Genomic DNA, 25131 nt, shown 5'->3' with positions numbered 1-25131 from the left:
ACCTCCACGGAGCGGATATGCAGGTGAACAACAAAGGCATCGAAACCCGATACGTTCTCGACAACGAAGGCGGCGGTCCCTGGCTGACCTTCATCCATCCACTCGCCGGCGATCTGTCCGCGTGGGACCAGATGGCGGGCTACTTCCGCAACGATTTCACCGTGCTGCGTTATGACTTGCGCGGCCACGGCTACACGGCGGTGTCGCCCGAGGCGTTCAGCGTGGACGATCTCGCCGATGACCTGTCCGAGTTGCTCGACAAGCTCGGCGCGCCGAGCACGCACGTCGTCGGCTTGTCGCTGGGCGGCATGGTCGCGCAGAAGTTCGCCATCAACCATGCGGACAAAGTGGATTCGCTGACGGTCGTGGGCGCGCCCGCGTTCATCCGCGAGGAAGCGCGCTCGACGTTTTTGCAACGCGCGGCTTCCGTGCGTCAGAACGGCATAGGGAGTATGGTGGAATCGACGCTGGAACGCTGGTTCACGGAGGGTTTTCGTAAAGCGCACCCCGAAGTGATCGAGCAGGTCGGCGAAACGATTGCGCGCACGCCCGACGAAGGTTTCGCGAAGGCCGCGGAAGCCCTGAGCCGTTTCGATGCGAGGGACCAACTGGCGTCGATTCAAAAGCGCACGCTCGTCGTGGCCGGTGAATACGACAATGGCACGCCGCATGCTGAATCCAAGGTAATCGCCGACACGGTGCCGGGCGCGCAATTCGAACTTCTGGATGCGGCACATATGTCTCCGATCGAGGCGTCGCAACGCTTTTGCGCATTGCTCGATGCGTTTCTGCGTGAGGCCGCCTGACTACGTTTCACAGAAAAAAGCCTCGATAACACGGCATCACGTCGAGGCCACCCCTTGAATTCCCACCCAGTCGCTCCAACTACGATGCAGGTTGCGGGAGCAACAGGAATAAGGAGTGTCGCCATGCAAATGATCTACAACAGCCCTAACTATTGCGTCGTTGAGTTTCCACCCCAGGCCAATCATCTCGCGATGATGTCGGGCGGGTACGAAATCGTCGACAAGAACACGCAACGGGAGATCTTCATCGACGGCGAGCTTGCGGCAAGATTCCGCGAGCATGTGCAAAAGCTGATCGAAGAAGAACCATCGCTCGAGGATGTCGATGAATTCCTCGGCCAGTTCGATGTCTTGATGACCCAGCCCGTGGTGCTGCACTAACGCCACGTTTCGCGCGGGCGCTCCGAGTCTTGCGCCCGCGCCGCCATGCTCGCCGGCTACTCGGCGAATGAGGCGAGCCACGCAATACGGCAAACGAGCGACACGCCAGAGAAGACCCCGCCGAAGCCTCGGCGGGGTTCTTTTTTTCGCCCGTCCGCTTCGCCATGAAGCAAACCGCGCCGGGAGCGACCGCATCGCGCTGCGGCTACAATGACGGACTATTTCCTATCCGGTGCAGGGCCTGTCCGTCATGAACCAGAACGCCAATCCGAGTCTTCCAGTCTCCGCGCGCGATTACACGCGCGGCGCCGCGCTTCCCACGCTGTTGCAGCAGCGCATTCTGATCCTCGATGGCGCGATGGGCACCATGATTCAGCGTTACAAGCTGGACGAAGCCGCTTATCGCGGTGATCGCTTCAAGGATTATGGCCGCGATATCAAGGGCAACAACGAGTTGCTCTCCATCACGCAGCCGCAGATCATCCGCGAAATTCACGACCAATACCTCGCGGCGGGCGCGGATATCATCGAGACGAACACGTTCGGCGCCACGCGCGTCGCGCAGGCCGATTACGGCATGGAAGATCTGGCCGCCGAGATGAACTTCGCGTCGGCAAAGCTCGCCCGCGAAGCCTGCGATGCATTCTCGACGCCGGACAAGCCGCGCTTCGTCGCGGGCGCGATCGGCCCGACGCCGAAGACCGCGAGCATCTCGCCGGACGTGAACGATCCCGGCGCGCGCAACGTCAGCTTCGATGAACTGCGCGACGCATACTACGAGCAAGCGAAGGCGCTACTCGATGCGGGCTGCGATCTCTTTCTCGTCGAAACCATCTTCGACACGCTGAACGCGAAGGCTGCGCTCTTTGCGCTCGACGAGCTCTTCGAGAACACGGGCGAACGCCTGCCGATCATGATCTCCGGCACGGTCACGGACGCGTCGGGCCGCATTCTGTCGGGTCAGACCGTCGAGGCGTTCTGGAACTCGCTGCGTCACGCGAAGCCGCTGACGTTCGGGCTCAACTGCGCGCTCGGCGCGGCGCTCATGCGCCCGTATATCGCCGAGTTGGCGAAACTCTGCGATACCTACGTCTCGTGCTATCCGAACGCCGGCCTGCCGAATCCGATGAGCGACACCGGCTTCGACGAAACGCCCGACGTGACATCGGGGCTGCTTAAGGAGTTCGCGCAAGCGGGACTCGTCAATCTCGCGGGCGGGTGCTGCGGAACGACGCCCGAGCATATCGCCGAGATCGCGAAGGCGCTCGCGCAAGTCAAGCCGCGCGCTTTCCCTTCGCAATACCGCGACGCCGCTTAAGTACTGCCCGAATCGACCAAGAGAAACAGAAGAGAAGCGAACGACTATGACCGATCACACGATGCGTCTTTCCGGCCTCGAGCCGTTCAACGTCACCGAAGGCTCGCTCTTCATCAACGTCGGCGAACGCACGAACGTGACGGGCTCGAAGGCGTTCGCGCGCATGATCCTCAACGGCCAGTTCGACGAGGCGCTCGCCGTCGCGCGGCAACAGGTGGAAAACGGCGCGCAGGTGATCGACGTGAACATGGACGAAGCCATGCTCGATTCGAAAGCGGCCATGGTGCGCTTTCTGAACCTGATCGCGTCCGAGCCGGACATCGCGCGCGTGCCGATCATGATCGACTCCTCCAAGTTCGAAGTCATCGAAGCCGGGCTCAAGTGCGTGCAGGGCAAGGCAATCGTCAATTCCATCTCGCTGAAGGAAGGCGAAGACGCGTTCCGTCATCACGCGAAGCTGATTCGCCGCTACGGCGCGGCGGCCGTCGTCATGGCCTTTGACGAGCAGGGTCAGGCCGACACGTTCGAACGCAAGACGCAAATCTGCAAGCGTTCCTACGACATTCTCGTGAACGAAGTGGGCTTCGCGCCGGAAGATATCGTCTTCGATCCGAACATCTTCGCGATCGCGACGGGCATCGAAGAGCACAACAACTACGCGGTCGATTTCATCAACGCAACGCGCTGGATCAAAGAAAACCTGCCGCACGCGAAGGTGAGCGGCGGCGTGTCCAACGTGTCGTTCTCGTTTCGTGGCAATGATCCGGTGCGCGAAGCCATTCACACGGTGTTCCTCTACCACGCCATTCAGGCGGGCATGGACATGGGCATCGTGAACGCCGGGCAGCTCGGCGTCTATGCCGATCTCGATCCCGAACTGCGCGAGCGCGTCGAAGATGTCGTGCTCAATCGCCGTGAAGACGCAACGGACCGTCTGCTCGAGATCGCCGACAAGTTCAAGACCGGCGCGGCGAAGAAGGAAGAGAACCTCGAATGGCGCAACCAGCCGGTCGAGGCGCGGCTTTCGCATGCGCTCGTGCACGGCATCACGACCTTCATCGTGGAAGATACCGAGGAAGTGCGCGCGAAGATCGAACAGGCGGGCGGCCGGCCGATCAACGTGATCGAAGGGCCGCTGATGGACGGCATGAACATCGTCGGCGACCTCTTCGGCGCGGGCAAGATGTTTCTGCCGCAAGTGGTGAAGTCGGCGCGCGTGATGAAGCAGGCGGTCGCGCATCTGATCCCGTTCATCGAAGAAGAGAAAAAACGTCTCGCCGATGCCGGCGCGGACGTGCGCTCCAAGGGCAAGATCGTCATTGCGACCGTGAAGGGCGATGTGCACGACATCGGCAAGAACATCGTGTCGGTGGTGCTCCAGTGCAACAACTTCGAAGTGGTCAACATGGGCGTGATGGTGCCCTGCGCGACCATCCTGCAGAAGGCGAAGGAAGAAGGCGCGGACATCATCGGCCTGTCGGGGCTCATTACGCCGAGTCTCGAAGAAATGGCCTACGTCGCCTCCGAAATGCAGCGCGACGAATACTTCCGCGGCAAGCAGACGCCGCTTCTGATCGGCGGCGCGACCACTTCGCGCGTGCATACCGCCGTGAAGATCGCGCCGAACTACGATGGCCCGGTCGTGTACGTGGCGGACGCGTCGCGTTCGGTGTCGGTGGCATCGAGCCTCTTGTCGGACGAAGGCGCGGCCAAGTTCCTCGACGAACTGAAGACCGACTACGAACGCATTCGCACGCAGCACGCGAACAAAAAAGCGCAGCCGATGGTGACCTACGCCGAAGCGCGCGCCAACAAGACGAAGATCGACTGGAGCGCGTACCAGCCGAAGAAGCCGAGCTTCATCGGGCGGCGCGTGTTCAAGAACTACGACCTCGCGGATCTGGCCAATTACATCGACTGGGGCCCGTTCTTCCAGACGTGGGATCTCGCGGGACCGTACCCGGCCATTCTGAACGACGAGATCGTCGGCGAATCGGCGCGGCGCGTGTTCTCGGACGGCAAGTCGATGCTCTCGCGCATCATTCAGGGCCGCTGGCTCACGGCGAACGGCGTCATCACGCTTTTGCCGGCGAACACGGTGAATGACGACGACATCGAGATCTACACCGATGAGTCGCGCTCGAAAGTGGCGATGACGTGGCGCAATCTGCGACAGCAGAGCGTGCGGCCGGTGGTCGACGGCGTCATGCGGCCGAATCGCTCGCTGGCGGATTTCATCGCGCCGAAGGAATCGGGCGTGGCCGATTACATCGGTCTGTTCGCGGTGACGGCAGGCCTCGGCGTCGACAAGAAAGAGCAGCAGTTTGCCGCCGATCACGACGACTACAGCGCGATCATGCTCAAGGCGCTCGCCGACCGTTTCGCAGAAGCCTTCGCCGAGGCGCTGCATGCGCGCGTGCGTCGCGAACTGTGGGGCTATGCGGCCAACGAAACACTCGACAACGAAGCGCTCATCGCGGAGAAGTACAGCGGCATCCGTCCCGCGCCCGGCTATCCGGCGTGCCCCGATCATCTCGTGAAGCGCGATATGTTCGAAGTGCTTCAGGCAGGGGAAATCGGCATGAGCCTGACGGAATCCCTCGCGATGACGCCGGCCGCGAGCGTCTCGGGTTTCTATCTCGCGCATCCGGAAAGCACGTACTTCTCGGTCGGCAAGATCGGCGACGATCAGGTGCAGAGCTTCGCGCAACGCATGGCGATCTCATCGGCCGATGCGGAACGCGCGCTCGCGCCGCTGCGCTGATCGCGCGTGGCGAGCGTGGCGAACGTTGTGCAAAGACATATGCTGCGCGTGATACGCAAGAAAAGCGCCGCGTGATGGGCGGGAACTTTTTTTATTCCGTAGACTTGTCGCTGCGATGAACCGCCACGACGGCGGCCACGCACTCTTTAGCCACGGAGAAAGTCGCATGAAGAAGATGACGTCCGCCGTAAGCATCGCGATCGCCGCGGCAGTGCTCGCAGCGTCGAGTTCGGCTGCGTTCGCGCAGGCCAGCACCACGCAGGCATCGTCGTACTCGCCGCCGCAGGCCGAACACAAGAAGAAGCCGAAGACGCCTAAAAAGCCGAAGACTCCGGGCAACGGTCAGTCGCAGTAAGCGGCGCCGCCCGAGTAAGCCAGCAGGAAGACAACCCCGCATCGTCGCCGATGCGGGGTTTTTCATTTGAGCCGCGCGGTGTTCATGCGCCGTTCATGCGCCCGCTCAGACGCCCCAGAGAATGTCCTTGTTCTCCTTGTGCGCGAGACGCAGCATGTCCAGGAACGGATACGCCCGTTGCGCGAGCCCGATGGGAATCTCGTGCGGATCGTGGCCTTGTTCGCCTTCGTGGAAATGGCCGTCGTGCTCGGCGCGCTCTTTCTTGTCGCTGACGATCGCCGCTTCCAGTTTCTGAATGGCGGCAGGCAGTTCGTCATGCGTGATGACGCCGCGCTCGGTCAGCTGCTTGCCGATGATCTCGAGCAGATACTCGGCGAGGTTGTCGAGCATCATGACATCCGGTGCAGCCATGGTTTTGAATGTGATCAGCATGGGACAGTCCTTTTCCTTTTGTTGGATGACAGCCGGGGCGAATGCGAGCCGCGCCGGCAAGCCGATCTTTGCAGAACAACCACCCTGAATAGACAGTTTAGCACCTGCTAAAATCCCGGTTTCAGCCGTGGCCCGCCTTGAAGGCAGGCCGTGGCGAACGGCTCATCAGCCGCGTCAATCGGCGCTTCGCGTCGCCCGCACCTGTCGCGTGCCACTGCGCATTCGCTTCACTGGATCACATTCAGCATGCTGCCCGCACACAAAGAAACCCTGGAAACGCTCCTCTCCGACGCGGTCAAAGAGGTCGCGCAAGCCACGCAAGGCGCAACGGAAGCCGCTTTCGTCGCGCCCGCGATCGTGCTCGAACGGCCGAAGGTCGCGGCGCATGGCGACGTGGCATCGAACGTCGCAATGCAGCTCGCCAAGCCGCTGCGCGCGAACCCGCGTCAGCTCGCGCAGCAGATCGTCGATGCGGTGCTCGGCCATCCGGCCGCGAAGGGGCTCGTGGAGAGCGCGGAAGTCGCCGGTCCCGGTTTCATCAACCTGCGTCTCGCGGCGAAGGCAAAGCAAGACGTGATCCCGGCGGTGCTCGGCGAAGGCGCGGCGTACGGCCGTTCAGAGCGCGATGCGGGCAAGCGCGTGCTCGTCGAATTCGTGTCCGCGAATCCCACCGGTCCGCTGCACGTCGGCCACGGCCGTCAGGCTGCGCTCGGCGACGCGCTCTCCAACCTGCTCGCGACGCAAGGTTACGCGGTGCATCGCGAGTTCTACTACAACGACGCGGGCGTGCAGATCGGCAATCTCGCCATCTCGACGCAGGCGCGCGCCCGCGGCTTCAAGCCGGGCGACGCCGAGTGGCCGGAAGCCGCGTACAACGGCGAGTACATCGCCGACATCGCGCGTGACTACATGGCAGGCGCAACGGTGGCGGCCAAGGACGGCGAGCCGGTCAAAGGCAAGGGCGACGTGGACGACCTCGAAGCCATCCGTCACTTCGCGGTCGCGTATCTGCGCCACGAACAGGACATGGACCTGACCGCGTTCGGCGTTAAGTTCGACCAGTTCTATCTGGAGTCGTCGCTGTACAAGGAAGGGCGCGTCGAAGAAACGGTGAAGGCGCTGATCGACGCCGGCAAGACCTACGAGCAGGACGGCGCGCTGTGGCTGCGCACCACCGACGACGGCGACGACAAAGACCGCGTGATGAAGAAGTCCGACGGCACGTACACGTACTTCGTGCCGGATGTGGCGTATCACGTCACCAAGTGGCAGCGCGGCTTCACCAAGGTCATCAACGTGCAGGGCTCGGACCATCACGGCACCATCGCGCGCGTGCGGGCCGGGCTGCAAGGGCTCGGCATCGGCATTCCGAAAGGCTATCCCGACTACGTGCTGCACAAGATGGTCACGGTCATGCGCGACGGCCAGGAAGTGAAAATCTCCAAACGCGCCGGCAGCTACGTGACGGTGCGTGATCTGATCGAATGGTCGGGCGGCATGACGCCGGGCAGCGAAGCCGCGCCCGATCAGCTCGACGAAGCGATGATTCGCCGCGGCCGCGACGCCGTGCGCTTCTTCCTGATCTCGCGCAAGGCCGACACCGAATTCGTGTTCGACATCGACCTCGCGCTCAAGCAGAACGACGAGAACCCGGTCTATTACGTGCAATACGCTCATGCGCGCATCTGCACCATTCTCAACGACTGGAAGGAACGCTACGGCGGCGACCTCGCGCAAGCGGCGAAGGCGGATCTCGAACCGCTGTCGAGCCCGCGCGCGATGGCGCTGCTCAACAAGCTCGCCGAGTTCCCGGACATGCTCGCGCACGCCGCCGACGAACTTGCGCCCCACGCGGTCGCGTTCTATCTGCGCGACCTCGCTGGCGAATTTCACTCGTTCTACAATGCGGAGCGCGTGCTCGTGGACGACGAGAAGGAACGCACGGCGCGCATCGCGCTGCTGGCGGCCACGCGTCAGGTGCTCGAAAACGGTCTCGCGACCATCGGCGTGTCGGCTCCGCAGAAGATGTGATCCGCGGCGCGGCGTCGTGAGCTCTTCGTCGCGCGCGCGCCTGTAACTTTGTGAATCTTTCGGCGTGCGCGGACGGCAGCCTGGCGCGGGCGCGCGTTACGCGGCGGCTATAATCGTCGGCCAACTCGAAGACTTTTTGCAGGTGATTCATACGATGGCAAAACCAAGCCGCACGTCGAAGCAATCGCAGTCGAAGCAAACGGGGGGAACCTTTCTCGGCATCGTGCTCGGTCTGATCGTCGGACTCGCGATCGCCGTGATCGTCGCGCTGTACATCACGCGTGCGCCCACGCCATTCGTCGCCAAGGTCGCGCCGCCAGCGGAGTCGTCTTCCGCGCCCGCCGCGCAGCCGTACGACCCGAATCGCCCGCTGCAAGGCAAGTCGCCGGGACAAGCGGTGCCGCAAGCCGCGCAGCCCACGCCGCCGAACACGGCGCCGGGCCAGAGCACGAATCAGACGCAGTCGTCGGGCGTGCTGGACGAGCCGCAGATCGTCGAAGTCCCGCCGAGCGGCGGCACGGCGTCCGCGCCGCGCACCGCGAGCCCGACCATCGCGAAGAAGCCTGAAGCCGCGCCCGGTTCGACCAGTTCGACGAGTTCGACCACCGCCGCGACGCCGCCGAAGAACGGCTCCGCGCCGCCCGCCACGGCCAAGACCACGCCGCCTGCGCCCGGCGACGTGAACACCGGCTATTTCCTGCAAGTCGGCGCATACAAAACGCAGGCCGATGCCGAGCAGCAGCGTGCGCGTCTGGGCTTTCAGGGCTTCGAATCGAAGGTCACCCAGCGCGATGCAGGCGGTGTGACGTACTATCGCGTGCGTATCGGTCCGTTCGCCAAGTTCGAGGACATGAACACGGCGCGTCAGCGTCTGTCCGACGCAGGCGTCGATACGGCGGTCATTCGTTTTTCGAAGCAATAACGCGTGCAGGACGGCGCCCGCGTGCTCGGCCGGTTATGAGCGCGGCGCGCCTTAAGTCAGGCTTAAGCGTCGTATGTCCCACTTGAGAACCGCGACGCATCCGCCATGTCAGCCTTCACGTCGCACCTTTGCACTTTCTTCGACCATGAAAAAACTCTTTAGCGCCTTCGCCCTTTCCCTCGGCATTGCCGCCGCCTCGTTCAGCGTCGCGGGCACGGCATCGGCCGCTCCTGCTGCTGGCAAGGATTACACGGTGATGCAGGCGCCGCAGCCCATCGGCGCGCCGGCGGGCAAGGTCGAGGTCATCGAGTTCTTCTGGTACGGCTGCCCGCACTGCAACGAATTCGAGCCGTACATCGAGGCGTGGGAGAAGAAGCAAGGCCCGGACGTCGTGTTCAAGCGCGTGCCGGTGGCGTTCCGCGACGACTTCATCCCGCATTCGAAGATGTATCACGCGCTGGTCGCGCTCGGCGTCGCGGAAAAGCTCACGCCCGTGGTGTTCAACGAAATCCACGTGAAGAAGAACTATCTGCTGACGCCGCAGGCGCAGGCCGACTTCCTCGCCACGCAAGGCATCGACAAGAAGAAGTACATGGACGCGTACAACTCGTTCTCGACGCAGAGCGACGTCCAGCGCGACGCCAAGCTGCTTCAGGACTACAAGATCGACGGCGTGCCGACGGTCGTGGTGCAGGGCAAGTACGTGACCGGCCCGGCGCAGACGAACAGTCTGCCCGGCACGACGCAGGTGATGGACTTCCTCGTCCAGCAAGTGCGCGACAAAAAGATGTAATCGCCTGACGCCGGTATGAACGCAGTTCCGTTGAAGGTCTTCATCACCGGCGCGTCGAGTGGCATTGGCCAGGCACTGGCCGAAGAATACGTGAAGCGCGGGGCCGTGCTCGGCCTCGTCGCCCGACGCGCCGAGTCTCTTGCGGCATTCGCCGCGCGCCATCCCAAGGCGTCCATTTCCATTTATCCCGCCGATGTCCGCAATCCCGACGCGCTCGCCGATGCCGCGCGCCGGTTCATCGCGGAGCACGGCGCGGCCGATATCGTGATCGCCAACGCGGGCATCAGTCAGGGCGCGCTCACGGGCCACGGCGAACTCGACACGTTCCGCGCCGTGATGGACGTGAATTACTTCGGCATGGTCGCGACGTTCGAGCCGTTCATCGCGTCGATGACGGCCGCGCGGCGCGGCACGCTGGTCGGCATTGCGAGCGTCGCGGGCGTGCGCGGGCTGCCGGGCTCAGGCGCGTACAGCGCGTCGAAATCGGCGGCGGCGAAGTATCTGGAAGCGCTGCGCGTGGAGATGCGGCCGCAGGGCGTCTCGGTCGTGACCATCGCGCCCGGCTACGTGCGCTCGGAGATGACCGCGCACAATCCGTATCGCATGCCGTTTCTGATGGATGCCGACCGCTTCGCCGCGAAAACCGCCGATGCCATCGCGCGCAAAGTGCGCTACGCGACGTTTCCGTGGCAGATGCGCGTCGTCGGCATGCTGCTGCATGCGATGCCGCGCTGGCTCTACGATCCGCTCTTCGAGCGCGCGCCGCGCAAGCCTCGCCCCGCGCCCTCCGAGCGATAGGCGAAAAAAATCCGGCCGCGCGGGCCGGATTTTTTTTGCCATGCGTCGTGCGTCAGAAGGCCACGAACGGCGCGCTGCCGTAGCCGACGTACACGTGGCGCCCGTAGAAGAACGGCACGCCGAAGTCGAACAGGCCGCTCATACCCAGCTGGCCACCCAGGCTGTTGAACGCGAACTTTCCGGTGCCCGATGTCAGCGTGCGCGCGCTCACGAGGCTGAACGGCACCGTCGCCGTATTGCCGTCGGTGCCGGAGACGGTCGCGGTGAGCGACTGCTGCGACGTCGGGCAATAGAACACGCTCGTGCTCGAACACAGCGGGAAGTTGTCCTGGAAGAAGTTGCCGTTCGATCCCGTGTCGAAGAACGTCTGGTAACTCGTGCCCTTGTACGTGCCGCTGAGATCGCCGTACGCGTCGGTGCCGAGATGCGTGACGCCCGTGAGCGTGTTGTTGCTCTGCGTGCCGATGCCGAATATCAGCGTGCCGCTCGCGCTCGCCGCGCCCGTGACGGGAACCGGCGGCAACTGAACGATCACGCCGTTGTTGTCCACCGGGAACCGCTGCACGGGATTCGCCACTTGCTGCGCGACCGGAACTGCCGTGCCCGTGCAGTTCGTGCCGTTGGTGCACGAGAAGTACATGCCGTTCAGCGGGGTCGTCGCGCAATTGCTGCCGCAATCCTGCGCCAGCGTGCCGATGCCGAGAATGCCGTTCGCGCCGATCTCGCCGGCGGTGTTCTCGTCGTTGCCCGACGGGCATCCGTTCATGCCGGTGGGCGCCGCCGACGGGTCCAGGTCGCCGATGATCTGCACCGGCAGTGCGCTCGCCACTTCCGAGCCGATGCGCACGTCCGCCTGCCGCACGGTGCCCCACGTATAGCCGTCCGCGAAACCGGCGCACTCGGCGAGTTGTCCGCCGTTGAGCGCCTTCGCGCCCGGCAGCGCGCCGATGACCGACTGAGCCGCCGAACTCAGAATGCGCAGGCCGAAGGAAGCCGTGTCGATCTGAATGTTGTCGATGGTCTGGCAGGTGTTCGTGCCGGGCGCGCAGACCGTCACCGAGACATTCGGAATGTTGACGAAGTTCGCGACGCCGCCGTTCACCGTGATGGGCACCGCGTTCGTGCCGTTCGGGGTGATAGGCTGGGCGTTGGCCGTGCTTGACGACCCGCCGCCTGAACTGCCGCCGCCGGACGAGCCGCCGCCGGAGCCGGAATTGTTGTCGCTGCCGCCGCCGCATGCGGCGAGCGTGAGCGCGAGAAACAGCGCGCCGAGCCAGCGCGCCGCGTTGCCGGCGCGCCGGGAAGATGCCGCGCCGAGGCCGGGTGTCGTTGTGAACATTATCGGATTCTCCCGTCGCTTACTGGATGTCGCTGGCGGAAACGCCGGCGGGCAAAGACTGCGGCAGGTACGCGCTGCCCGAGAAAGCGCCCATGTGACCGCCCGAATGCACGACGAGACCCGAATCCTGCACGCTCACCTGACCGCGTCCGCCGCGCGCGGCGCGCTGCGCGAGCATGGCTTGCTGGTACTGCGGGAAATAGCTGCCGAGCAAGGTCGCGAGGTCCGGCACGCGCGGCCCGCGCCACGCGACGCCGAACACGGTGCCGTCGGACGACACGTATTCGTTGATGACGGTGCCGCTCGCGAGCGTCGTCGAGCGGACGGTGTAGTTCGATGCCGCCGATGCGCCGGACGCGCCCGATGCCGCCGTCGCGGCATGCACGACCGCGTTGCCGGCGGTGGCGCCTTGCGGCGCGTTCAACGGCGCGCCGCCGAGCGCCGCGTGCGCCGGTGCGGCCGCGCAGACGCTCAACGCGCCTGCAAGAAAGGCCAACGATAGCCTGAGATGCCCATGACGGGGTTGCTTCGGTACCTTCACTGGGCCTCCTGTCGATTCCTGTGGATGGTTGCCTGGCGGGCCCGCGCGCCGTTTTACGGAGCCGCGAACCCCTGCGGATTCAAGCATCGTACGGATGCTATAGCCATCAGTATGCCAAATCCCGAAAAACGGCCGCGTCACGCGCATGCGACGCGCCGTTGGGGACGGATGAATCGAACAGTAAGTCGGGCAGAAGTTCCCGGTCGATAGATGCTTTGCTAAAAGCAGGCATCGAGGCTGAAATCCGGCGCAAAGGCAAACGCAAACGCAAAGGCAAACGCGGAACGCATCCGAGGAGGCGTTCCGCGTTTTTTGCGCTTGGCGTCAGGAAGCTGGAAGGCTTAGAAGCCGAGGCTCGCGAGCAGATCGTCCACTTGCGACTGATCCTGCACGACGTCGCTGCGCCCTTCCGGGTTGATCTGCGGTCCGTTGAGAAGATTTTCCGGACTGCCCGTCGATGACGACATCAACGCCGCCGCCGACGCCGCGAACTGCTCGCGCCGCTCGGGCGCGATGTTCTCGAGCAACACGCCCAGCAATTGCTGCTCGATCAGATACACGACGTCCGTGATCTTCTTGATCACCTGGCCGGTCAGATCCTGGAAATCCTGCGCGAGCATGATTTCCAGCAGTTGCGCGTTGGTCGCCTGCGTCTTCTCGGGCACGCTTTGCAGGAAGCTGCGCGTCTGCGCGAGCAACTCGCCGGCTTCGCCCTGCGCGAGCGGCGCGCCGTACCATTGCGCCCAACGCTCGTCAAGCGCCTGCGCTTCGCGCTGCATCGCTTCCTGCATCGGCTTGGCGAGCTCGATCGCGTTGAGCGCGCGGTCGGCCGCCTGCTCGGTCATCGTCGCGACGTACTTCAGGCGGTCGCGCGCGTCGGGCACGGCTTGCGCCGCGGCTTCGACCTGCTTGTCGAGACCTAGTTCGCGCATGGAGTCGCGCAGCGTGCGCGTCAATTGGCCGATGCGCGCGAGAATGCGGTCGCTCGAAAAATCGTTATCGGCCTCCGCTGCCACGGCGGCGAGTTCAGTGGTCAGATCGTTCACGATCAGCTCCCGGCTTTAGCCATCTTCTCGAGAATCTTGGTGAGCTTCTCGTCGAGCGTGGCGGCCGTGAAAGGCTTCACCACGTAACCATTCGCGCCCGCTTGCGCCGCCGCGATAATGTTCTCTTTCTTCGATTCCGCCGTCACCATCAGCACCGGCAGATGCGACAGCGTCGCGTCGGCGCGGATCTGCTGCAGCATCGACAGGCCGTCGAGGTTCGGCATGTTCCAGTCGGAAATCACGAAGTCGAAGCCGCCGCCGCGCAGACGCGCGAGGCCCGCCGCGCCGTCTTCTGCTTCGTCGACGTTCGAATAGCCGAGCTCCTTCAGCAGATTGCGCACGATACGGCGCATCGTCGGAAAATCGTCGACGACGAGGATCTTCATGTTCTTGTCCATCATTGCTCCCGTGTGTTCTCAGTGCGGCGTGACACCGCGTAATTCAATTCAGTTAAATCAGACGCGCTGCACGCGTTCGCCCATCGATGCCAGCCGCGCCATCACGCGCCGGCTCATTTCAGAAAGCGGCGCGATCTCGCTTGCGCCGCCCATTGCAATTGCTTCGCGCGGCATGCCGAACACCACGCAACTCGCTTCGTCCTGCGCGAGCGTGTAGGCGCCCGCCTGCTGCATGTCGAGCAGTCCCGCCGCGCCGTCGCGGCCCATGCCGGTCAGAATCACGCCGATCGCGTTCTTGCCCGCGTGTTGCGCGGCCGAGCGGAACAGCACGTCCACCGAAGGACGATGCCGGTTCACCGGCGGCGCATCCGACAGATGCGCGACGTAGTTCGCCCCGCTGCGCGCGAGCACGAGGTGCGCGTGGCCCGGCGCGATATACGCGTGACCCGGCAATACGCGCTCGCCGTGCTCCGCTTCCTTCACCGTGATGCGGCACAGCCCGTTCAGGCGCTGCGCGAACGACTTCGTGAAGCCCGGCGGCATGTGCTGCGCGATCAGCACCGCGGGCGCGTCGGGCGGCAGCGGCACGAGCACTTCGCGGATCGCTTCCGTGCCGCCCGTCGACGCGCCGACGATCACGAGCTTTTCCGTCGACACGAGCGGGTTGTTGATGAGCGGCGCGGGCTTCGCGCCAGCGTGGCCCGGCGCGCTCGGCGCGCTCGCCGCATGCACGATCTGCCGCACGCGCGCGCGGGAAGCGGCGCGAACCTTGTCGGCGAGCTTCTCGGCGTAATCCAGCATGCCGTCGCGGATGCCGACCTTCGGCTTGGTCACGAAGTCCACCGCGCCCAGTTCCAGCGCGCGCAGCGTGATTTCGTTGCCGCGCTCGGTCAGCGACGACACCATCACGACCGGCATCGGCCGAAGGCGCATCAGCTTTTCGAGGAAGTCGAGTCCGTCCATGCGCGGCATTTCGACATCCAGCGTCAGCACGTCCGGGTTATGCAGCTTGATCAGCTCGCGCGCGACGAGCGGATCGGGCGCGGTCGCGCACACGTGCATGTCGGGCTGCGAGTTGATGATCTCGGTCATCAGGCTGCGCACGAGCGCCGAGTCGTCGACGCACAAAACTTTGATCTTCGGCGCGGCTTCCTTGCCGCCATTCGATGCATTCAACATGCTCACGCCTCCTCCGCGGCCTTCGCGATGCGCGACGTCCGCGCGATTCCGTTGATCGCCCGCGCGGCGGCCGCCGTTCCCGACGCGCCGAACAGTTCGACGCGCGGCTTCGTCGCGGGCGCCGCAGGTGTCGCGCGCTCCACGCCGAACAGTTCCACGCGCGCGCGCGCCCTTGCGAGCCGTTCCGCGCGCTCTTCGGGCGTGCGCTGCACGAGCGCCTGCTCGCGCTCGACGACGACCGGGTCATGCTGCGTCTTCAGCTTCTTGACCATCACCTGTCCCGTGCGCGGCATGAACGCGACCTTGCGCGGATGCATGCCCTGCAAGTCCTCGGCGACGATGCGAATCTTCTCCAGCGCGAGATAGCGCCGCACGAACTCCGAGTTGCGATCGCCGATGTTGATGGTCGTCATGCCGGCCAGCACCGCGCCGCCGCCGAACACCTTCGCCTCGAACCGCTCGCGGCGTCCGCCACGCTTGATGAGCTCGTTGATGAGCACTTCCATCGCATACGCGCCGTAGCGCATCGAGTCCGACGACGCGTGCGACGGATCCGAGCCGTCATCGGGCAGCATGAAGTGATTCATCCCGCCGATGCCCGCCGTGCGATCGTTGATGCACGCCGCCACGCACGATCCGAGCACCGTCACGAGCACCATGTCTTCGCTCGTCATGTAGAACTCGTTCGGCAGCAGCTTCACGCCGGGCTTCTTGAAATGGTTGTCGAAATACAGATTCGACGCGATCGGCAGCCCGCTCATGCCGGCTCTCCCGCCAGCACGCGCTTCGGCGCGGCCGCCGCTTTCGTGTCGCGCGTCAGTTCGTAGACCGTCTGGCCGCGCAGCCGGAACGCCTGCGACACATACGTGAAGTTCTCCGAATGACCGGCGAACAACAGGCCGCCCGGCTTCATCAGAGGCTCGAAGCGCGAGAGCACCTGGCTTTGCGTCGGCTTGTCGAAGTAGATCATCACGTTGCGGCAGAAGATCGCGTCGAACGGGCCTTTCACGTCGTAGCGCGCGTCCGTCAGATTCACGCGGCCGAAGCTCACCAGCGAGCGCAACTCCGGGCGCACCTTGACGAAGCCCGCGTGCGAGCCGGTGCCCTTCAGGAAGAACCGCTTCAGGCGTTCCACCGGCATCGCCTTCACCTGATCGAGCGAATACACGCCCGCGTCCGCCTTGGCGAGCACCTGGCTGTCGATGTCGCTCGCGAACACCGTGCAGTGCCGCGCGGCCTGCTCGCCGAGCGCCTCGACGAGCGTCATCGCGATCGAATACGGCTCCTCGCCCGTCGATGCCGCCGAGCACCACACCGACACCGGCTGCTGGCGGCGCTTCACGAAGTCCGCGAGCAGCGGGAAGTGATGCGACTCGCGGAAAAACGCCGTCAGGTTGGTGGTCAGCGCGTTGACGAAGGCTTCCCACTCGGCGTTGTCGTCGTTGGCTTCGAGACGGTCGAGGTACTGCTTGAACGTGTCCATGCCGCAGGCGCGCAGGCGTCGGGCGAGCCGGCTGTAGGCCATGTCGCGCTTGTGGTCGGACAGCGAGATTCCCGCGCGGCGATGAATCAGCTCGCGAATCCGGGCGAAGTCCGCCACGGTGAATTCGAAATCGCGCTCGACTTCCGGACCGCGTATGCCGCCGGCCAGTTCGACGCGTGCGTTGGTTGCATTACGCGTTGCCATTCTGGTGCCTCTTGCTCTATGTGCGCCTGCCTGCTTGCTTTCCGCTTCTGCGCCGGTCGTGCGCCGGGTTGTTTCCGAATCCGCGCGCTCGACCGGTGCCGGCCGATGCGCTTAGAACGTTTCCCAGTCGCCGTCGTCGGCGGTCGTGGCCTTCGCGCGCGGGGCGGGTGCCGCCGCCGGTGCGCTCACGCGGGGCGCGGCTTTCGCTGCGCTCGCCGGCTTCGCTGCATCGCGGGCCTTATCCTTGATAACGGCCGATTCCGGCGCGACGTTAGGCTGCTCAGCAACTTTCGCTGCGCTCGCGGACGATGCACGCGACGTCGGCTCGACGCGCGTCGCCTTCGCCACGGCGGGCGCCAGGCGCGCAGCCGCGACCGCCGCGCTCGGCTTCGCCGACGCCGGCACGGTTCCCGCGATGCGCCATTGCCCGACGATCTCCTTCAACTGCCGCGTCTGCTCTTCGAGCGTGGCAGCCGCCGACGCCGCCTGCTCGACGAGCGCCGCGTTTTGCTGCGTCACGCTGTCCATCTGCGTCACGGCGCGATTCACCTGCTCGATGCCGTCGGACTGCTCCTCCGACGCCGCGCTGATCTCGCCCATGATGTCGGTCACGCGGCGCACCGCCTGCACGATCTCGCCCATGGTTTCGCCGGCGCGCGTGACGAGTTGCGAGCCGCTCTGCACTTTCTCGGTCGAATCGCCGATCAGCGCCTTGATTTCCTTTGCCGCCGCCGCGCTGCGCTGCGCGAGCGAGCGCACTTCGCCCGCCACGACCGCGAAGCCGCGCCCTTCTTCGCCCGCCCGCGCCGCTTCCACGGCCGCGTTCAACGCGAGAATGTTGGTCTGGAACGCGATGCCTTCGATCACGCCGATGATGTCCACCACCTTGCCCGAGCTGGACGCAATGGCGTTCATCGTATCGACGACCTGCTCGACCACCTCGCCGCCGCGCGACGCGATATCCGACGCGTTCACCGCGAGCTGGCTCGCCTGACGCGCGTTGTCCGCGTTCTGCTTCACCGTGCTCGTGAGCTGCTCCATGCTGGAGGCCGTCTCTTGCAGCGACGCCGCCTGTTCTTCGGTGCGCTGCGACAGATCCGTGTTGCCGCTCGCGATTTCATGCGCGCCGACATCGATGGATTCCGCGCCGCGATGCACCGCGCCGACCATCGCGGTCAGGTTCGTGCGCATGCGCTCGATGCCCGAGAAAAGACGGCCGATCTCGTTCGTGCTGTCCGTGTGCGCCGACTTCGTGAGATCGCCGCGCGAGATGCGCTCGAAGTGTTCCACCGCGTCGTTGATCGGCTGCACGATCAGGCTGCGCAGCGCGAAACGCGTGGCGAAAAGCAGCAGACCGGAGAGCGCGAGCAATCCGCCGATGACCATGCTGAGCGTCGCGTTCTGCGACGCCGCGTTCGCCCGCGACTCTTCCGCGTGCTTCTGCTGGAACGCGACCGCCGCCGTCACCGCCTGATCGAACGCGACGAACATCGGGCTGATCTTGGTATCGGCAATGGCGTGGTACGCGGCCATGTCGTTCGCGCGCATCGCGGCGAACTCCGGCTCGACGCCGGTCTTCATCAGCGTGTCATGCTGCGCGACGAGCGTGTCGAGCGTCGCTTGCGGCAGCATCGGCTTCTTCGTGTCGAGATAGAGCTTCCAGTTCTCGTAGCTCTTGTCGAGCAGGAACTGGCCGCGCTCCATCGCCTTCTTCGCTTCGTCGGCGCTGCCCGCTTCGGTGAGCGAGCGCACGCGGTCGAGCGTGATGCGCGAGCGCAGCAGATACGACGACGTGTCCGCGAGCGCGCGCATCGCCACCATGTCTTCTTTGGCGAGCGAGTCGAGCGAGGCGCTCGCGGAATTGAGGCCGACGAGCGACAGCGCGCCGATGACGGCCGCGCAACCGACGAACAACAGACCGACGAGCGTGAGCGTCGTGCGAATGGACAACTTCTTGAACATGGCTTCCTTTCCTTGGCTCGCGACGCGCGCGGGATGCTTCCGCGCGCCTGTTTAAGCGGCGACGGAGTCGATCAACTCCATCTCGCGGCTGGTCATGAGCTTTTCGATATCCATCAGAATCAGCATGCGGCCTTCGACCGTGCCGAGGCCCGTGAGATATTCGGAGGTGAGCGTCGCGCCGAATTCGGGCGCGGGCATGACCTGGTCTTGCGTCAGCGTGAGCACGTCCGACACGCCGTCCACCACCATGCCGACCACGCGATGCGCGACGTTCAGGATGATGACGACCGTCTGGTTGTCATACTCGACGCGGCCGAGATTGAACTTGATGCGCATGTCCACGATCGGCACGATGATGCCGCGCAGATTGATCACGCCCTTGATGAACGCGGGCGCGTTCGCGATGCGCGTGACGCTGTCGTAGCCGCGAATTTCCTGCACTTTCAGGATGTCGATGCCGTACTCTTCGGCGCCGAGCGTGAAGACGAGGAACTCTTGTCCGGCGGCTTCGGCGTGCTGCGCATCGCGGCGCGACAGTGTTGCGTTTTGAATCGATTGGATGTCTGCCATGAGAAACCCCAGGTTCGGTCGATGTGTTAATGGGTGTGCGAGTGTTGCGCGCGTGATTCGCGGTTGAGCGCGGCCACGTCGACGATCAGCGCGACGCTGCCGTCGCCGAGAATGGTCGCCGCCGAGATGCCGTGCACCTTGCGATAATTCGTTTCGAGGTTCTTCACGACCACTTGCTGCTGGCCGACGAGTTCGTCGATCAGCATGGCCATGCGCCGTCCTTCCGTTTGCAGGATCGTGACGATGCCCTGCGTCGGCTCCGTGCGCGCGCCTTCGACCGAGAACACCTGATGCAGCGCGATCAGCGGCAGATATTCGCCGCGCACGCGCACCACGCGCTCGCCGTTGGCGACCGTGTAGATGTCATCGGCGACCGGTTGCAGCGACTCCATCACGAAGTTGAGCGGCAGAATGAAGATTTCGTTGCCGACCTTCACCGACATGCCGTCGAGAATCGCGAGCGTGAGCGGCAGCACGATCTTCGTGGTCGTGCCCGCGCCCTGGCGCGACATGATTTCGACGTGGCCGCCCATCGACTGGATGTTGCGCTTCACCACGTCCATGCCGACGCCGCGGCCGGAAATGTCCGTCACCTGCTCGGCGGTCGAGAAGCCCGGCATGAAGATGAGTTGCCAGACTTCCTCGTCGGTCATGGAGTCGGAAACCTGCATGCCCTGCTTCTGCGCCTTCGCGAGAATCTTGTCGCGGCGCAGGCCCGCGCCGTCGTCGCTCACTTCGATCACGATGTTGCCGCCGTGATGCGCCGCCGACAGCACGAGCTGGCCGGTGGCGGGCTTGCCCGCCGCGCGGCGCGCTTCCACGGTCTCGATGCCGTGATCGAGCGAATTGCGCACGAGGTGCGTGAGCGGATCGATGATGCGCTCGATCAGGCTCTTGTCCAGTTCGGTCGCCTGACCGAATGTGACGAGTTCCACTTCCTTGCCGAGCTTGCCCGCGATATCGCGGACGAGGCGCGGGAAGCGGCTGAATACGTAATCCATCGGCATCATGCGGATGGACATGACGGCCTCTTGCAGGTCGCGCGCGTTGCGCTCGAGCTGCGCCATGCCGTTGAAAAGACGGTCGTGCAATGCAGGGTCGAACGTGCTCGTGGTTTCGGCGAGCATCGCCTGCGTGATGACCAGTTCGCCGACCAGGTTGATGAGCTGATCGACCTTCTCCACGCCGACGCGAATGGAGCTGCCTTCCGCGGATGCCGCTGCGGCCGGGCGCGCTTTCTTCTCGGCGTCGCCGGTGGCGGCCTTCGGTTGTGCTTCGCGTGACGGGAGGGCGGCAGCAGCTTGCGTTTCCGCATTCGCCGCCGCCTTCGCCGCTTCTTCTTTGTGCTGCGCCGCGGATGCGGGCGCTTCCTGCGCCTGCGATACGGGCGGCTCTGCCTGTAGCGTGTGTTGCTTGGCTTGCGCCGGCTCGGACGCTGCCGACGGCGCAATGTGATGCGCGTCGCCGCGGCCGATCGTGATTTGCGATTCGTCGATCACGAAGCAGCACACGGCCACGATGTCGTCGGACGAGACGTCCGAATCGAGCCAAAGCACGAGTTCGGCGTCGGTCTTCTTCTCTCCGACGATACTGCCCAGGTTCCCCAGCTCCTCGGTCAAGGTCGCCAGGTCCTTCTCGCCCACCCCCCGTAGCGTAATTTTCAGGTGGGGTCCTGCTTCCGCCGCCGGCGTGCCGGCCGCGGTTCCCGCATTCGTTGCATGGGTTGCATTCGTTGCGCCGTCCGTGACTTCGAACGCGCCGTCCCAGTTGCCGTCGTCCTCGATGGCTTCGGCGGCCTGCGCGATCACGTGCGAAGGCGGCGCGTTCGGGCCTTCATAGGCCGGCGCGACGTCCACTTCGCCGATGACAGCCGGCGTGACCGGCTCTTCGACGACAGGCGCGCTCTGCGGCGCGGCGTCTTCGTTCTTCAGGCGTTCCAGCTTCGCGCAGATCGCGGCGGCGGCGGCCGCATCCGGCTCGGCGCTCGCGCGATACGCGGCGAGCTGGTCCGAGAGCACGTCCTTGGTCGCGAGGAACGTGTCGATCATGTCGCGGCGAAGCACGAGCTCGTTGTTGCGCGCGCGATCCAGCAGCGATTCGAGGATGTGCGTCGTTTCGGTGAGCGCGGTGAAGCCGAACGTGGCTGCGCCGCCCTTGATCGAATGCGCCGCGCGAAAGATCGCCGCGAGATCCTCGGGATCCGGATTCGCGATATCGAGGACGAGCAGCAGTTGCTCCATCTGCGCGAGCAGTTCATCGGCTTCGTCGAAGAAGGTTTGATAGAACTGGGTAATGTCGAGTGTCATGCTTGATTCACCGTCGGCGCGTGCGCGCGAGTTGTCTTGGCTGTATCTGTTCGCTTCAGTGCTGCGTGTCTTCGGAGAGCGCGGCGACCACTTCGGTCAACAGGTCCGGATCGAGCGGTTTTTCGATCCAGCCCGTCGCTCCCGCCGCGCGCGCCGCTTCCTTGAACGGCTCGCCGTCTTCCGTGGTCAGCACGAGGATCGGCGTGGCGCGGTAGGCGTGGTTGGCGCGCAGCTCCGCAATCAGGTCGAGGCCGCTCTTTTGCGGCATGTGCTGATCCGTGAGCACGAGATCGAAACGCTCGGCGAGCGCCCATTCGAGCCCTTCGTTGCCGTCGGACGCCACCGTCACCTCGTAGCCCGCCGTCGTCAGCGTGGCAGAGAGGATCTGCCGCATGGCTGCGGAATCGTCGATTGCCAGAATGTTCTTGATCATGTGTCGCCTTTGGGTCTGCGCCTCGCTGCCTCTTGTCCGGATGACGGCGCAAACGTGTGGAGTCTTGAGCGTTTTTTATGCAGATTTGCTCGCAGCACGCTTATTTCCGCGCCACGCCCGGCACGATCCGGCCGAGAAGCGGCGTCGCGCCGGGCGCGAAGGCGTCCGAAGCGTTATCCAGCGTCGCGGCCGCGCCGCCGTCGTCGCGCAGCATCGACGCTTCCGCGCGGTGATTCAGCACGATGATGCTGATGCGCCGGTTCTCGGGATCGAGCGGGTCTTGCTTGTTCAGGTTTTGCGTGGACGCGAGGCCGAGCACGCGCAGCACCTTCGCTTCGTCCATGCCGCCCGCGACCAGCTCGCGCCGCGACGCGTTCGCGCGGTCCGCCGACAGTTCCCAGTTGCTGTAGCCCTTTTCGCCGCCCGCGTACTTCACGGCGTCGGTGTGGCCCTGCACGACGATGCGGTTCGGCACGTCGTTCAACGTCCGGCCGATTTCGCGCAGGATGTCGCGCATGTACGGCTGCACGCTGTTGCTGGAGAGCGCGAACATCGGGCGCTTCTGGGTATCGACGATTTCGATGCGCAGGCCCTGCTGCGTCGACTGGATGCGGATCTGCTGCTTGAACTGGTGCAGCGTCGGATTGGCTTCGAGCGCGGCCATCAGCTTGACCTGGAGGTCGTGAAGACGGGCCTGCTCGCGCCGTTCCAGTTCGCCTTGCGCGGCTTTCAGCAGTTCTTCGTCCGCTTTCGCGGTCGGGCTTTGCGCGAATTGCGTCTTGCCGTCCGAACTGCGGGCATCGCCCGGATCGTTGCTCGAAATGTCGCGCCCGCCGCCGGTGATGATGCTGTTGTCCATGCCGACGCTCTTGCCGCCGACCATCGCCGCCTTGAGCGGCATGTTGAAGTACTCCGCGATGCCGCGCCGCTGCACGGGCGAGGTCGACGAGAGTAGCCACATCAGCAGGAAGAACGCCATCATCGCGGTCATGAAGTCCGCGTACGCCAGCTTCCACGCGCCGCCGTGGTGGCCCTTGCGGCCCGCGACGATGCGCTTGATGAAGATGGGACGGTCTTTTTCGCTGCTCATCGCAGGGCTCCGGTCGGGGTCGCGAAAACGAGGCGCGTCACTTCGCCTTCACCCGGCGCACGTGCTCTTCCAGTTCGGAGAACGACGGGCGCTCGGTGGAGAACAGCACCTTGCGGCCGAACTCGACGGCGATCGCCGGCGCGTAGCCGTTCAGGCTCGCGAGAATCGTCACCTTGATGCACTGGAACATCTTCGTCTGCTCGGCGACGCGCTGCTCCGCGACGCTCGCGAGCGGCCCGATGAAGCCGTACGAAATGAGAATGCCGAGGAACGTGCCGACGAGCGCCTGCGCGATCATTTCGCCGAGAATGGCGGGCGGCTGATCGGCGGAGGCCATCGTGTGCACGACGCCCATCACGGCCGCGACGATGCCGAACGCGGGCATCGCGTCGCCGACTTTTTGCAGCGCCAGCGCGGGCGCTTCGCCTTCGACGTGATGCGTCTCGATCTCTTCGTCCATGAGGCTTTCGATTTCGAACGCATTCATGTTGCCGCCGACCATGAGCCGCAGATAATCGGTCATGAACTCGACGATGTGATGATCCGCGAGCAGCTTCGGGTACTGGCTGAAGATCGGGCTCTTGTGCGGGTCTTCGATGTCGGCTTCGAGCGTGAGCGTGCCTTCTTTGCGCGCCTTCGCGAGCAGCACGTAGAGCAGGCCCATCAGCTCCATGTACACGTCCTTGTTGTACTTGGAGCCTTTGAAGAGCGTGGGAATGACGAGCAGCGTCGACTTGATGGTCTTGACGCCGTTGCCGAGAATGAAGGCACCGATGCCCGCGCCGGCGATCATCAATATTTCGACCGGCTGTACGAGCGCGCCAAGATGGCCGCCTTCGAGCGCGTAACCGCCGAAAACGGACAACAATGTCACGAGCGTTCCAACGAAAATCAGCACAGTCGGGTCCTCAGGGTTGGGAATGCGGATTGGCCGGCGTACATGCGCGGTTAAGACTGTTTACGGCACCCGGCTGGAAAACTTTGGGCGGGCTGGCGGTGGGCGGCGGGCGCGGATGAAAGGCACGGGCGGAGCACGGTTGTTTCGCCGACATAGGCAATAGCGCCTCCCGATGGCCGCGACAGCCGATCGCGCGATCGACTCCGGTCGAAGTCGCGCGACGGACTGGATCAGTCAGACGCACTCACTCGTCGATGCCACTTCGCCGCTTTGAACCGCCGCGTCGACACGCACGACTCCCGGCTCTGTCTGCGCGAGCGCCGGGCGCTTGTCCTTGTCTGCAAGCGAAGCCAGGATCGTGTGGTCGTCGAAACGGAAGCGGCACAGCACGTGACTCGACGTCGCAATCTTCACCGCCTGCGCGAGCGTCAGCGACGACACAAGCTCGGCTACCTCGTCGGACAGCCCGAGGCGATGCATCGCCAGGACGCGGTCTTCCCGAAGCAGCCGCTGCGCGAGCAGCACATACGACAAGTTCACCTCGCGGATTTCCGCGAGCGTGCTCATGGTGGTGGCCGTCATTTTTCCCCCGAGTCATTGCATGGCTGGTCAGGCCCAGCGGGAAACGTTTGCTCGGACGCGCTCAATCGCGAGGCGTCCGGCCCCGCTCGTCTTGTCGCGCCGATTTTCCGACAGCGCGTTGCTTGCCACTATCGGAAAAAGCTGCCGACGCGCCGACAGACTTTCGCCCGAAATCGTGTAGGAAAAGTTCGTACATGCGCAGTCGAATTCGCTGCGCGTCGGCAAACGCCTTTATCGGCAGCGGCCGGACAGACTTGAGGCCGGCGCGGGCACGTCGCGTGCTACGGGGTGCCTCGCCGCTCGCATTGCCAGTCGAAATCGTCTCCTTCGACCGCTTGAGTGCAATTTTTGACTTCGTAACAGCCGGTGTTTCGCGCTGTAACAAGGTTAAGCGATTGAAAAATGACGTGAAATGCCGCTCTCGATCCCGATAATGAACGTAAGGGATAACCCGGTCGAGAGCCGGGCCGATCTTTGGGCGGCGTGAGCGACACACCGCG

General features: G+C 64.4%; 23 protein-coding genes and 1 pseudogene. 9 read left to right on the top strand and 15 right to left on the bottom strand.

The window, feature by feature from the left end:
* The first annotated feature begins 17 nt into the window (after window positions 1-17).
* The 5 genes and pseudogenes from LDZ24_RS00735 (at window position 18) to LDZ24_RS00715 (ending at window position 5624) form a co-directional block, all read left to right on the top strand.
* Entirely contained in the window at window positions 18-806 is a 789-nt protein-coding gene (locus LDZ24_RS00735; protein ID WP_248320958.1) for an alpha/beta fold hydrolase, read from the top strand.
* Window positions 807-929: 123 nt separating this feature from the next.
* Window positions 930-1187 carry a DUF3567 domain-containing protein gene (locus LDZ24_RS00730; RefSeq protein ID WP_248320957.1) on the top strand — a complete coding sequence of 86 codons (258 nt, stop codon included), beginning with the start codon at window positions 930-932 and terminating at the stop codon, window positions 1185-1187.
* A 250-nt stretch (window positions 1188-1437) separates the two neighbouring features.
* Window positions 1438-2505 carry a homocysteine S-methyltransferase family protein gene (locus LDZ24_RS00725; RefSeq protein WP_248320956.1) on the top strand — a complete coding sequence of 356 codons (1068 nt, stop codon included), beginning with the start codon at window positions 1438-1440 and terminating at the stop codon, window positions 2503-2505.
* Window positions 2506-2539: 34 nt separating this feature from the next.
* Window positions 2540-5269: pseudogene (gene metH, locus LDZ24_RS00720) on the top strand (methionine synthase); the annotation flags it as partial.
* A gap of 166 nt (window positions 5270-5435) precedes the next feature.
* Entirely contained in the window at window positions 5436-5624 is a 189-nt protein-coding gene (locus LDZ24_RS00715; RefSeq protein WP_175939072.1) for a hypothetical protein, read from the top strand.
* Window positions 5625-5729: 105 nt separating this feature from the next.
* Here LDZ24_RS00715 and LDZ24_RS00710 read toward each other — a convergent pair whose 3' ends face one another.
* Window positions 5730-6056: a DUF1840 domain-containing protein gene (locus LDZ24_RS00710; protein WP_248320954.1), complete on the bottom strand. Its 327-nt coding sequence runs from the start codon at window positions 6054-6056 to the stop codon at window positions 5730-5732.
* Between the two features lie 246 nt (window positions 6057-6302).
* Between LDZ24_RS00710 and argS the strand changes: the two genes are divergently transcribed.
* The 4 genes from argS to LDZ24_RS00690 all read left to right on the top strand — a co-directional run bounded on the left by argS (window position 6303) and on the right by LDZ24_RS00690 (window position 10600).
* Window positions 6303-8087 (top strand): arginine--tRNA ligase, encoded by a 1785-nt coding sequence (argS, locus tag LDZ24_RS00705; RefSeq protein ID WP_248320953.1) that lies wholly within the window; start codon window positions 6303-6305, stop codon window positions 8085-8087.
* Window positions 8088-8241: 154 nt separating this feature from the next.
* On the top strand, window positions 8242-9009 hold the full coding sequence (locus tag LDZ24_RS00700; protein WP_206467385.1) for an SPOR domain-containing protein: 768 nt from the start codon (window positions 8242-8244) through the stop codon (window positions 9007-9009).
* A gap of 145 nt (window positions 9010-9154) precedes the next feature.
* Window positions 9155-9802, top strand: coding sequence for a thiol:disulfide interchange protein DsbA/DsbL (locus LDZ24_RS00695; protein ID WP_248320952.1), 648 nt, complete (start codon window positions 9155-9157; stop codon window positions 9800-9802).
* Window positions 9803-9817: 15 nt separating this feature from the next.
* Window positions 9818-10600 (top strand): SDR family oxidoreductase, encoded by a 783-nt coding sequence (locus LDZ24_RS00690; RefSeq protein WP_248320951.1) that lies wholly within the window; start codon window positions 9818-9820, stop codon window positions 10598-10600.
* Window positions 10601-10652: 52 nt separating this feature from the next.
* On the opposite strand, the gene LDZ24_RS00685 is transcribed toward LDZ24_RS00690, so the two are convergent.
* The 14 genes from LDZ24_RS00685 to flhD form a co-directional block, all read right to left on the bottom strand.
* Window positions 10653-11939, bottom strand: coding sequence for a DUF3443 domain-containing protein (locus LDZ24_RS00685; RefSeq protein WP_248320949.1), 1287 nt, complete (start codon window positions 11937-11939; stop codon window positions 10653-10655).
* A 19-nt stretch (window positions 11940-11958) separates the two neighbouring features.
* Entirely contained in the window at window positions 11959-12480 is a 522-nt protein-coding gene (locus LDZ24_RS00680) for a DUF2844 domain-containing protein (protein ID WP_248320947.1), read from the bottom strand.
* A 341-nt stretch (window positions 12481-12821) separates the two neighbouring features.
* On the bottom strand, window positions 12822-13526 hold the full coding sequence (gene cheZ, locus LDZ24_RS00675; protein ID WP_175939057.1) for a protein phosphatase CheZ: 705 nt from the start codon (window positions 13524-13526) through the stop codon (window positions 12822-12824).
* Window positions 13527-13528: 2 nt separating this feature from the next.
* On the bottom strand, window positions 13529-13924 hold the full coding sequence (gene cheY / locus LDZ24_RS00670) for a chemotaxis response regulator CheY (RefSeq protein ID WP_159837744.1): 396 nt from the start codon (window positions 13922-13924) through the stop codon (window positions 13529-13531).
* Between the two features lie 57 nt (window positions 13925-13981).
* Window positions 13982-15103 (bottom strand): chemotaxis response regulator protein-glutamate methylesterase, encoded by a 1122-nt coding sequence (locus LDZ24_RS00665; protein WP_248320945.1) that lies wholly within the window; start codon window positions 15101-15103, stop codon window positions 13982-13984.
* A gap of 2 nt (window positions 15104-15105) precedes the next feature.
* Complete coding sequence (gene cheD, locus LDZ24_RS00660) at window positions 15106-15864, bottom strand: chemoreceptor glutamine deamidase CheD (RefSeq protein ID WP_248320943.1); 759 nt, start codon at window positions 15862-15864, stop codon at window positions 15106-15108.
* Window positions 15861-16790 carry a CheR family methyltransferase gene (locus tag LDZ24_RS00655; RefSeq protein WP_175939052.1) on the bottom strand — a complete coding sequence of 310 codons (930 nt, stop codon included), beginning with the start codon at window positions 16788-16790 and terminating at the stop codon, window positions 15861-15863. Before LDZ24_RS00655 ends, cheD begins: the two co-directional genes overlap by 4 nt.
* A 111-nt stretch (window positions 16791-16901) precedes the next feature.
* Window positions 16902-18752 carry a methyl-accepting chemotaxis protein gene (locus LDZ24_RS00650; RefSeq protein WP_248320941.1) on the bottom strand — a complete coding sequence of 617 codons (1851 nt, stop codon included), beginning with the start codon at window positions 18750-18752 and terminating at the stop codon, window positions 16902-16904.
* A 51-nt stretch (window positions 18753-18803) separates the two neighbouring features.
* Window positions 18804-19322 (bottom strand): chemotaxis protein CheW, encoded by a 519-nt coding sequence (gene cheW / locus LDZ24_RS00645; RefSeq protein ID WP_175939048.1) that lies wholly within the window; start codon window positions 19320-19322, stop codon window positions 18804-18806.
* Between the two features lie 26 nt (window positions 19323-19348).
* Complete coding sequence (gene cheA / locus LDZ24_RS00640) at window positions 19349-21628, bottom strand: chemotaxis protein CheA (protein WP_248320939.1); 2280 nt, start codon at window positions 21626-21628, stop codon at window positions 19349-19351.
* A 55-nt stretch (window positions 21629-21683) separates the two neighbouring features.
* Window positions 21684-22061, bottom strand: a complete 378-nt coding sequence (locus LDZ24_RS00635; protein WP_175939044.1) for a response regulator — start codon at window positions 22059-22061, stop codon at window positions 21684-21686.
* Window positions 22062-22161: 100 nt separating this feature from the next.
* Window positions 22162-23151 (bottom strand): flagellar motor protein MotB, encoded by a 990-nt coding sequence (gene motB / locus LDZ24_RS00630; protein WP_248320937.1) that lies wholly within the window; start codon window positions 23149-23151, stop codon window positions 22162-22164.
* Window positions 23152-23188: 37 nt separating this feature from the next.
* Window positions 23189-24049 (bottom strand): flagellar motor stator protein MotA, encoded by an 861-nt coding sequence (motA, locus tag LDZ24_RS00625; protein ID WP_206467376.1) that lies wholly within the window; start codon window positions 24047-24049, stop codon window positions 23189-23191.
* Between the two features lie 234 nt (window positions 24050-24283).
* Entirely contained in the window at window positions 24284-24631 is a 348-nt protein-coding gene (gene flhD, locus LDZ24_RS00620) for a flagellar transcriptional regulator FlhD (protein WP_248320935.1), read from the bottom strand.
* Window positions 24632-25131 lie beyond the last annotated feature (500 nt).

Origin of the sequence: Caballeronia sp. Sq4a (genome assembly GCF_023170545.1) — a bacterium.
In the GTDB taxonomy this organism is placed as follows: Bacteria; Pseudomonadota; Gammaproteobacteria; order Burkholderiales; family Burkholderiaceae; genus Caballeronia.
The sequence above is the reverse complement of the archived record's forward strand: the minus strand, read 5'-3'. Positions and strand labels throughout refer to the sequence as shown.

What these genes read in the sequence shown, in the direction of transcription:
- cheA (WP_248320939.1), bottom strand. Translation starts at nt 21,628, where the DNA reads ATGACACTCGACATTACCCAGTTCTATCAAACCTTCTTCGACGAAGCC.
- cheY (WP_159837744.1), bottom strand. Translation starts at nt 13,924, where the DNA reads ATGGACAAGAACATGAAGATCCTCGTCGTCGACGATTTTCCGACGATG.
- flhD (WP_248320935.1), bottom strand. Translation starts at nt 24,631, where the DNA reads ATGACGGCCACCACCATGAGCACGCTCGCGGAAATCCGCGAGGTGAAC.
- LDZ24_RS00635 (WP_175939044.1), bottom strand. Translation starts at nt 22,061, where the DNA reads ATGATCAAGAACATTCTGGCAATCGACGATTCCGCAGCCATGCGGCAG.
- LDZ24_RS00735 (WP_248320958.1), top strand. Translation starts at nt 18, where the DNA reads ATGCAGGTGAACAACAAAGGCATCGAAACCCGATACGTTCTCGACAAC.
- LDZ24_RS00655 (WP_175939052.1), bottom strand. Translation starts at nt 16,790, where the DNA reads ATGGCAACGCGTAATGCAACCAACGCACGCGTCGAACTGGCCGGCGGC.
- LDZ24_RS00710 (WP_248320954.1), bottom strand. Translation starts at nt 6,056, where the DNA reads ATGCTGATCACATTCAAAACCATGGCTGCACCGGATGTCATGATGCTC.
- LDZ24_RS00650 (WP_248320941.1), bottom strand. Translation starts at nt 18,752, where the DNA reads ATGTTCAAGAAGTTGTCCATTCGCACGACGCTCACGCTCGTCGGTCTG.
- LDZ24_RS00665 (WP_248320945.1), bottom strand. Translation starts at nt 15,103, where the DNA reads ATGTTGAATGCATCGAATGGCGGCAAGGAAGCCGCGCCGAAGATCAAA.
- LDZ24_RS00700 (WP_206467385.1), top strand. Translation starts at nt 8,242, where the DNA reads ATGGCAAAACCAAGCCGCACGTCGAAGCAATCGCAGTCGAAGCAAACG.
- LDZ24_RS00730 (WP_248320957.1), top strand. Translation starts at nt 930, where the DNA reads ATGCAAATGATCTACAACAGCCCTAACTATTGCGTCGTTGAGTTTCCA.
- cheW (WP_175939048.1), bottom strand. Translation starts at nt 19,322, where the DNA reads ATGGCAGACATCCAATCGATTCAAAACGCAACACTGTCGCGCCGCGAT.
- LDZ24_RS00695 (WP_248320952.1), top strand. Translation starts at nt 9,155, where the DNA reads ATGAAAAAACTCTTTAGCGCCTTCGCCCTTTCCCTCGGCATTGCCGCC.
- motB (WP_248320937.1), bottom strand. Translation starts at nt 23,151, where the DNA reads ATGAGCAGCGAAAAAGACCGTCCCATCTTCATCAAGCGCATCGTCGCG.
- LDZ24_RS00715 (WP_175939072.1), top strand. Translation starts at nt 5,436, where the DNA reads ATGAAGAAGATGACGTCCGCCGTAAGCATCGCGATCGCCGCGGCAGTG.
- argS (WP_248320953.1), top strand. Translation starts at nt 6,303, where the DNA reads ATGCTGCCCGCACACAAAGAAACCCTGGAAACGCTCCTCTCCGACGCG.
- cheD (WP_248320943.1), bottom strand. Translation starts at nt 15,864, where the DNA reads ATGAGCGGGCTGCCGATCGCGTCGAATCTGTATTTCGACAACCATTTC.
- LDZ24_RS00685 (WP_248320949.1), bottom strand. Translation starts at nt 11,939, where the DNA reads ATGTTCACAACGACACCCGGCCTCGGCGCGGCATCTTCCCGGCGCGCC.
- LDZ24_RS00690 (WP_248320951.1), top strand. Translation starts at nt 9,818, where the DNA reads ATGAACGCAGTTCCGTTGAAGGTCTTCATCACCGGCGCGTCGAGTGGC.
- LDZ24_RS00725 (WP_248320956.1), top strand. Translation starts at nt 1,438, where the DNA reads ATGAACCAGAACGCCAATCCGAGTCTTCCAGTCTCCGCGCGCGATTAC.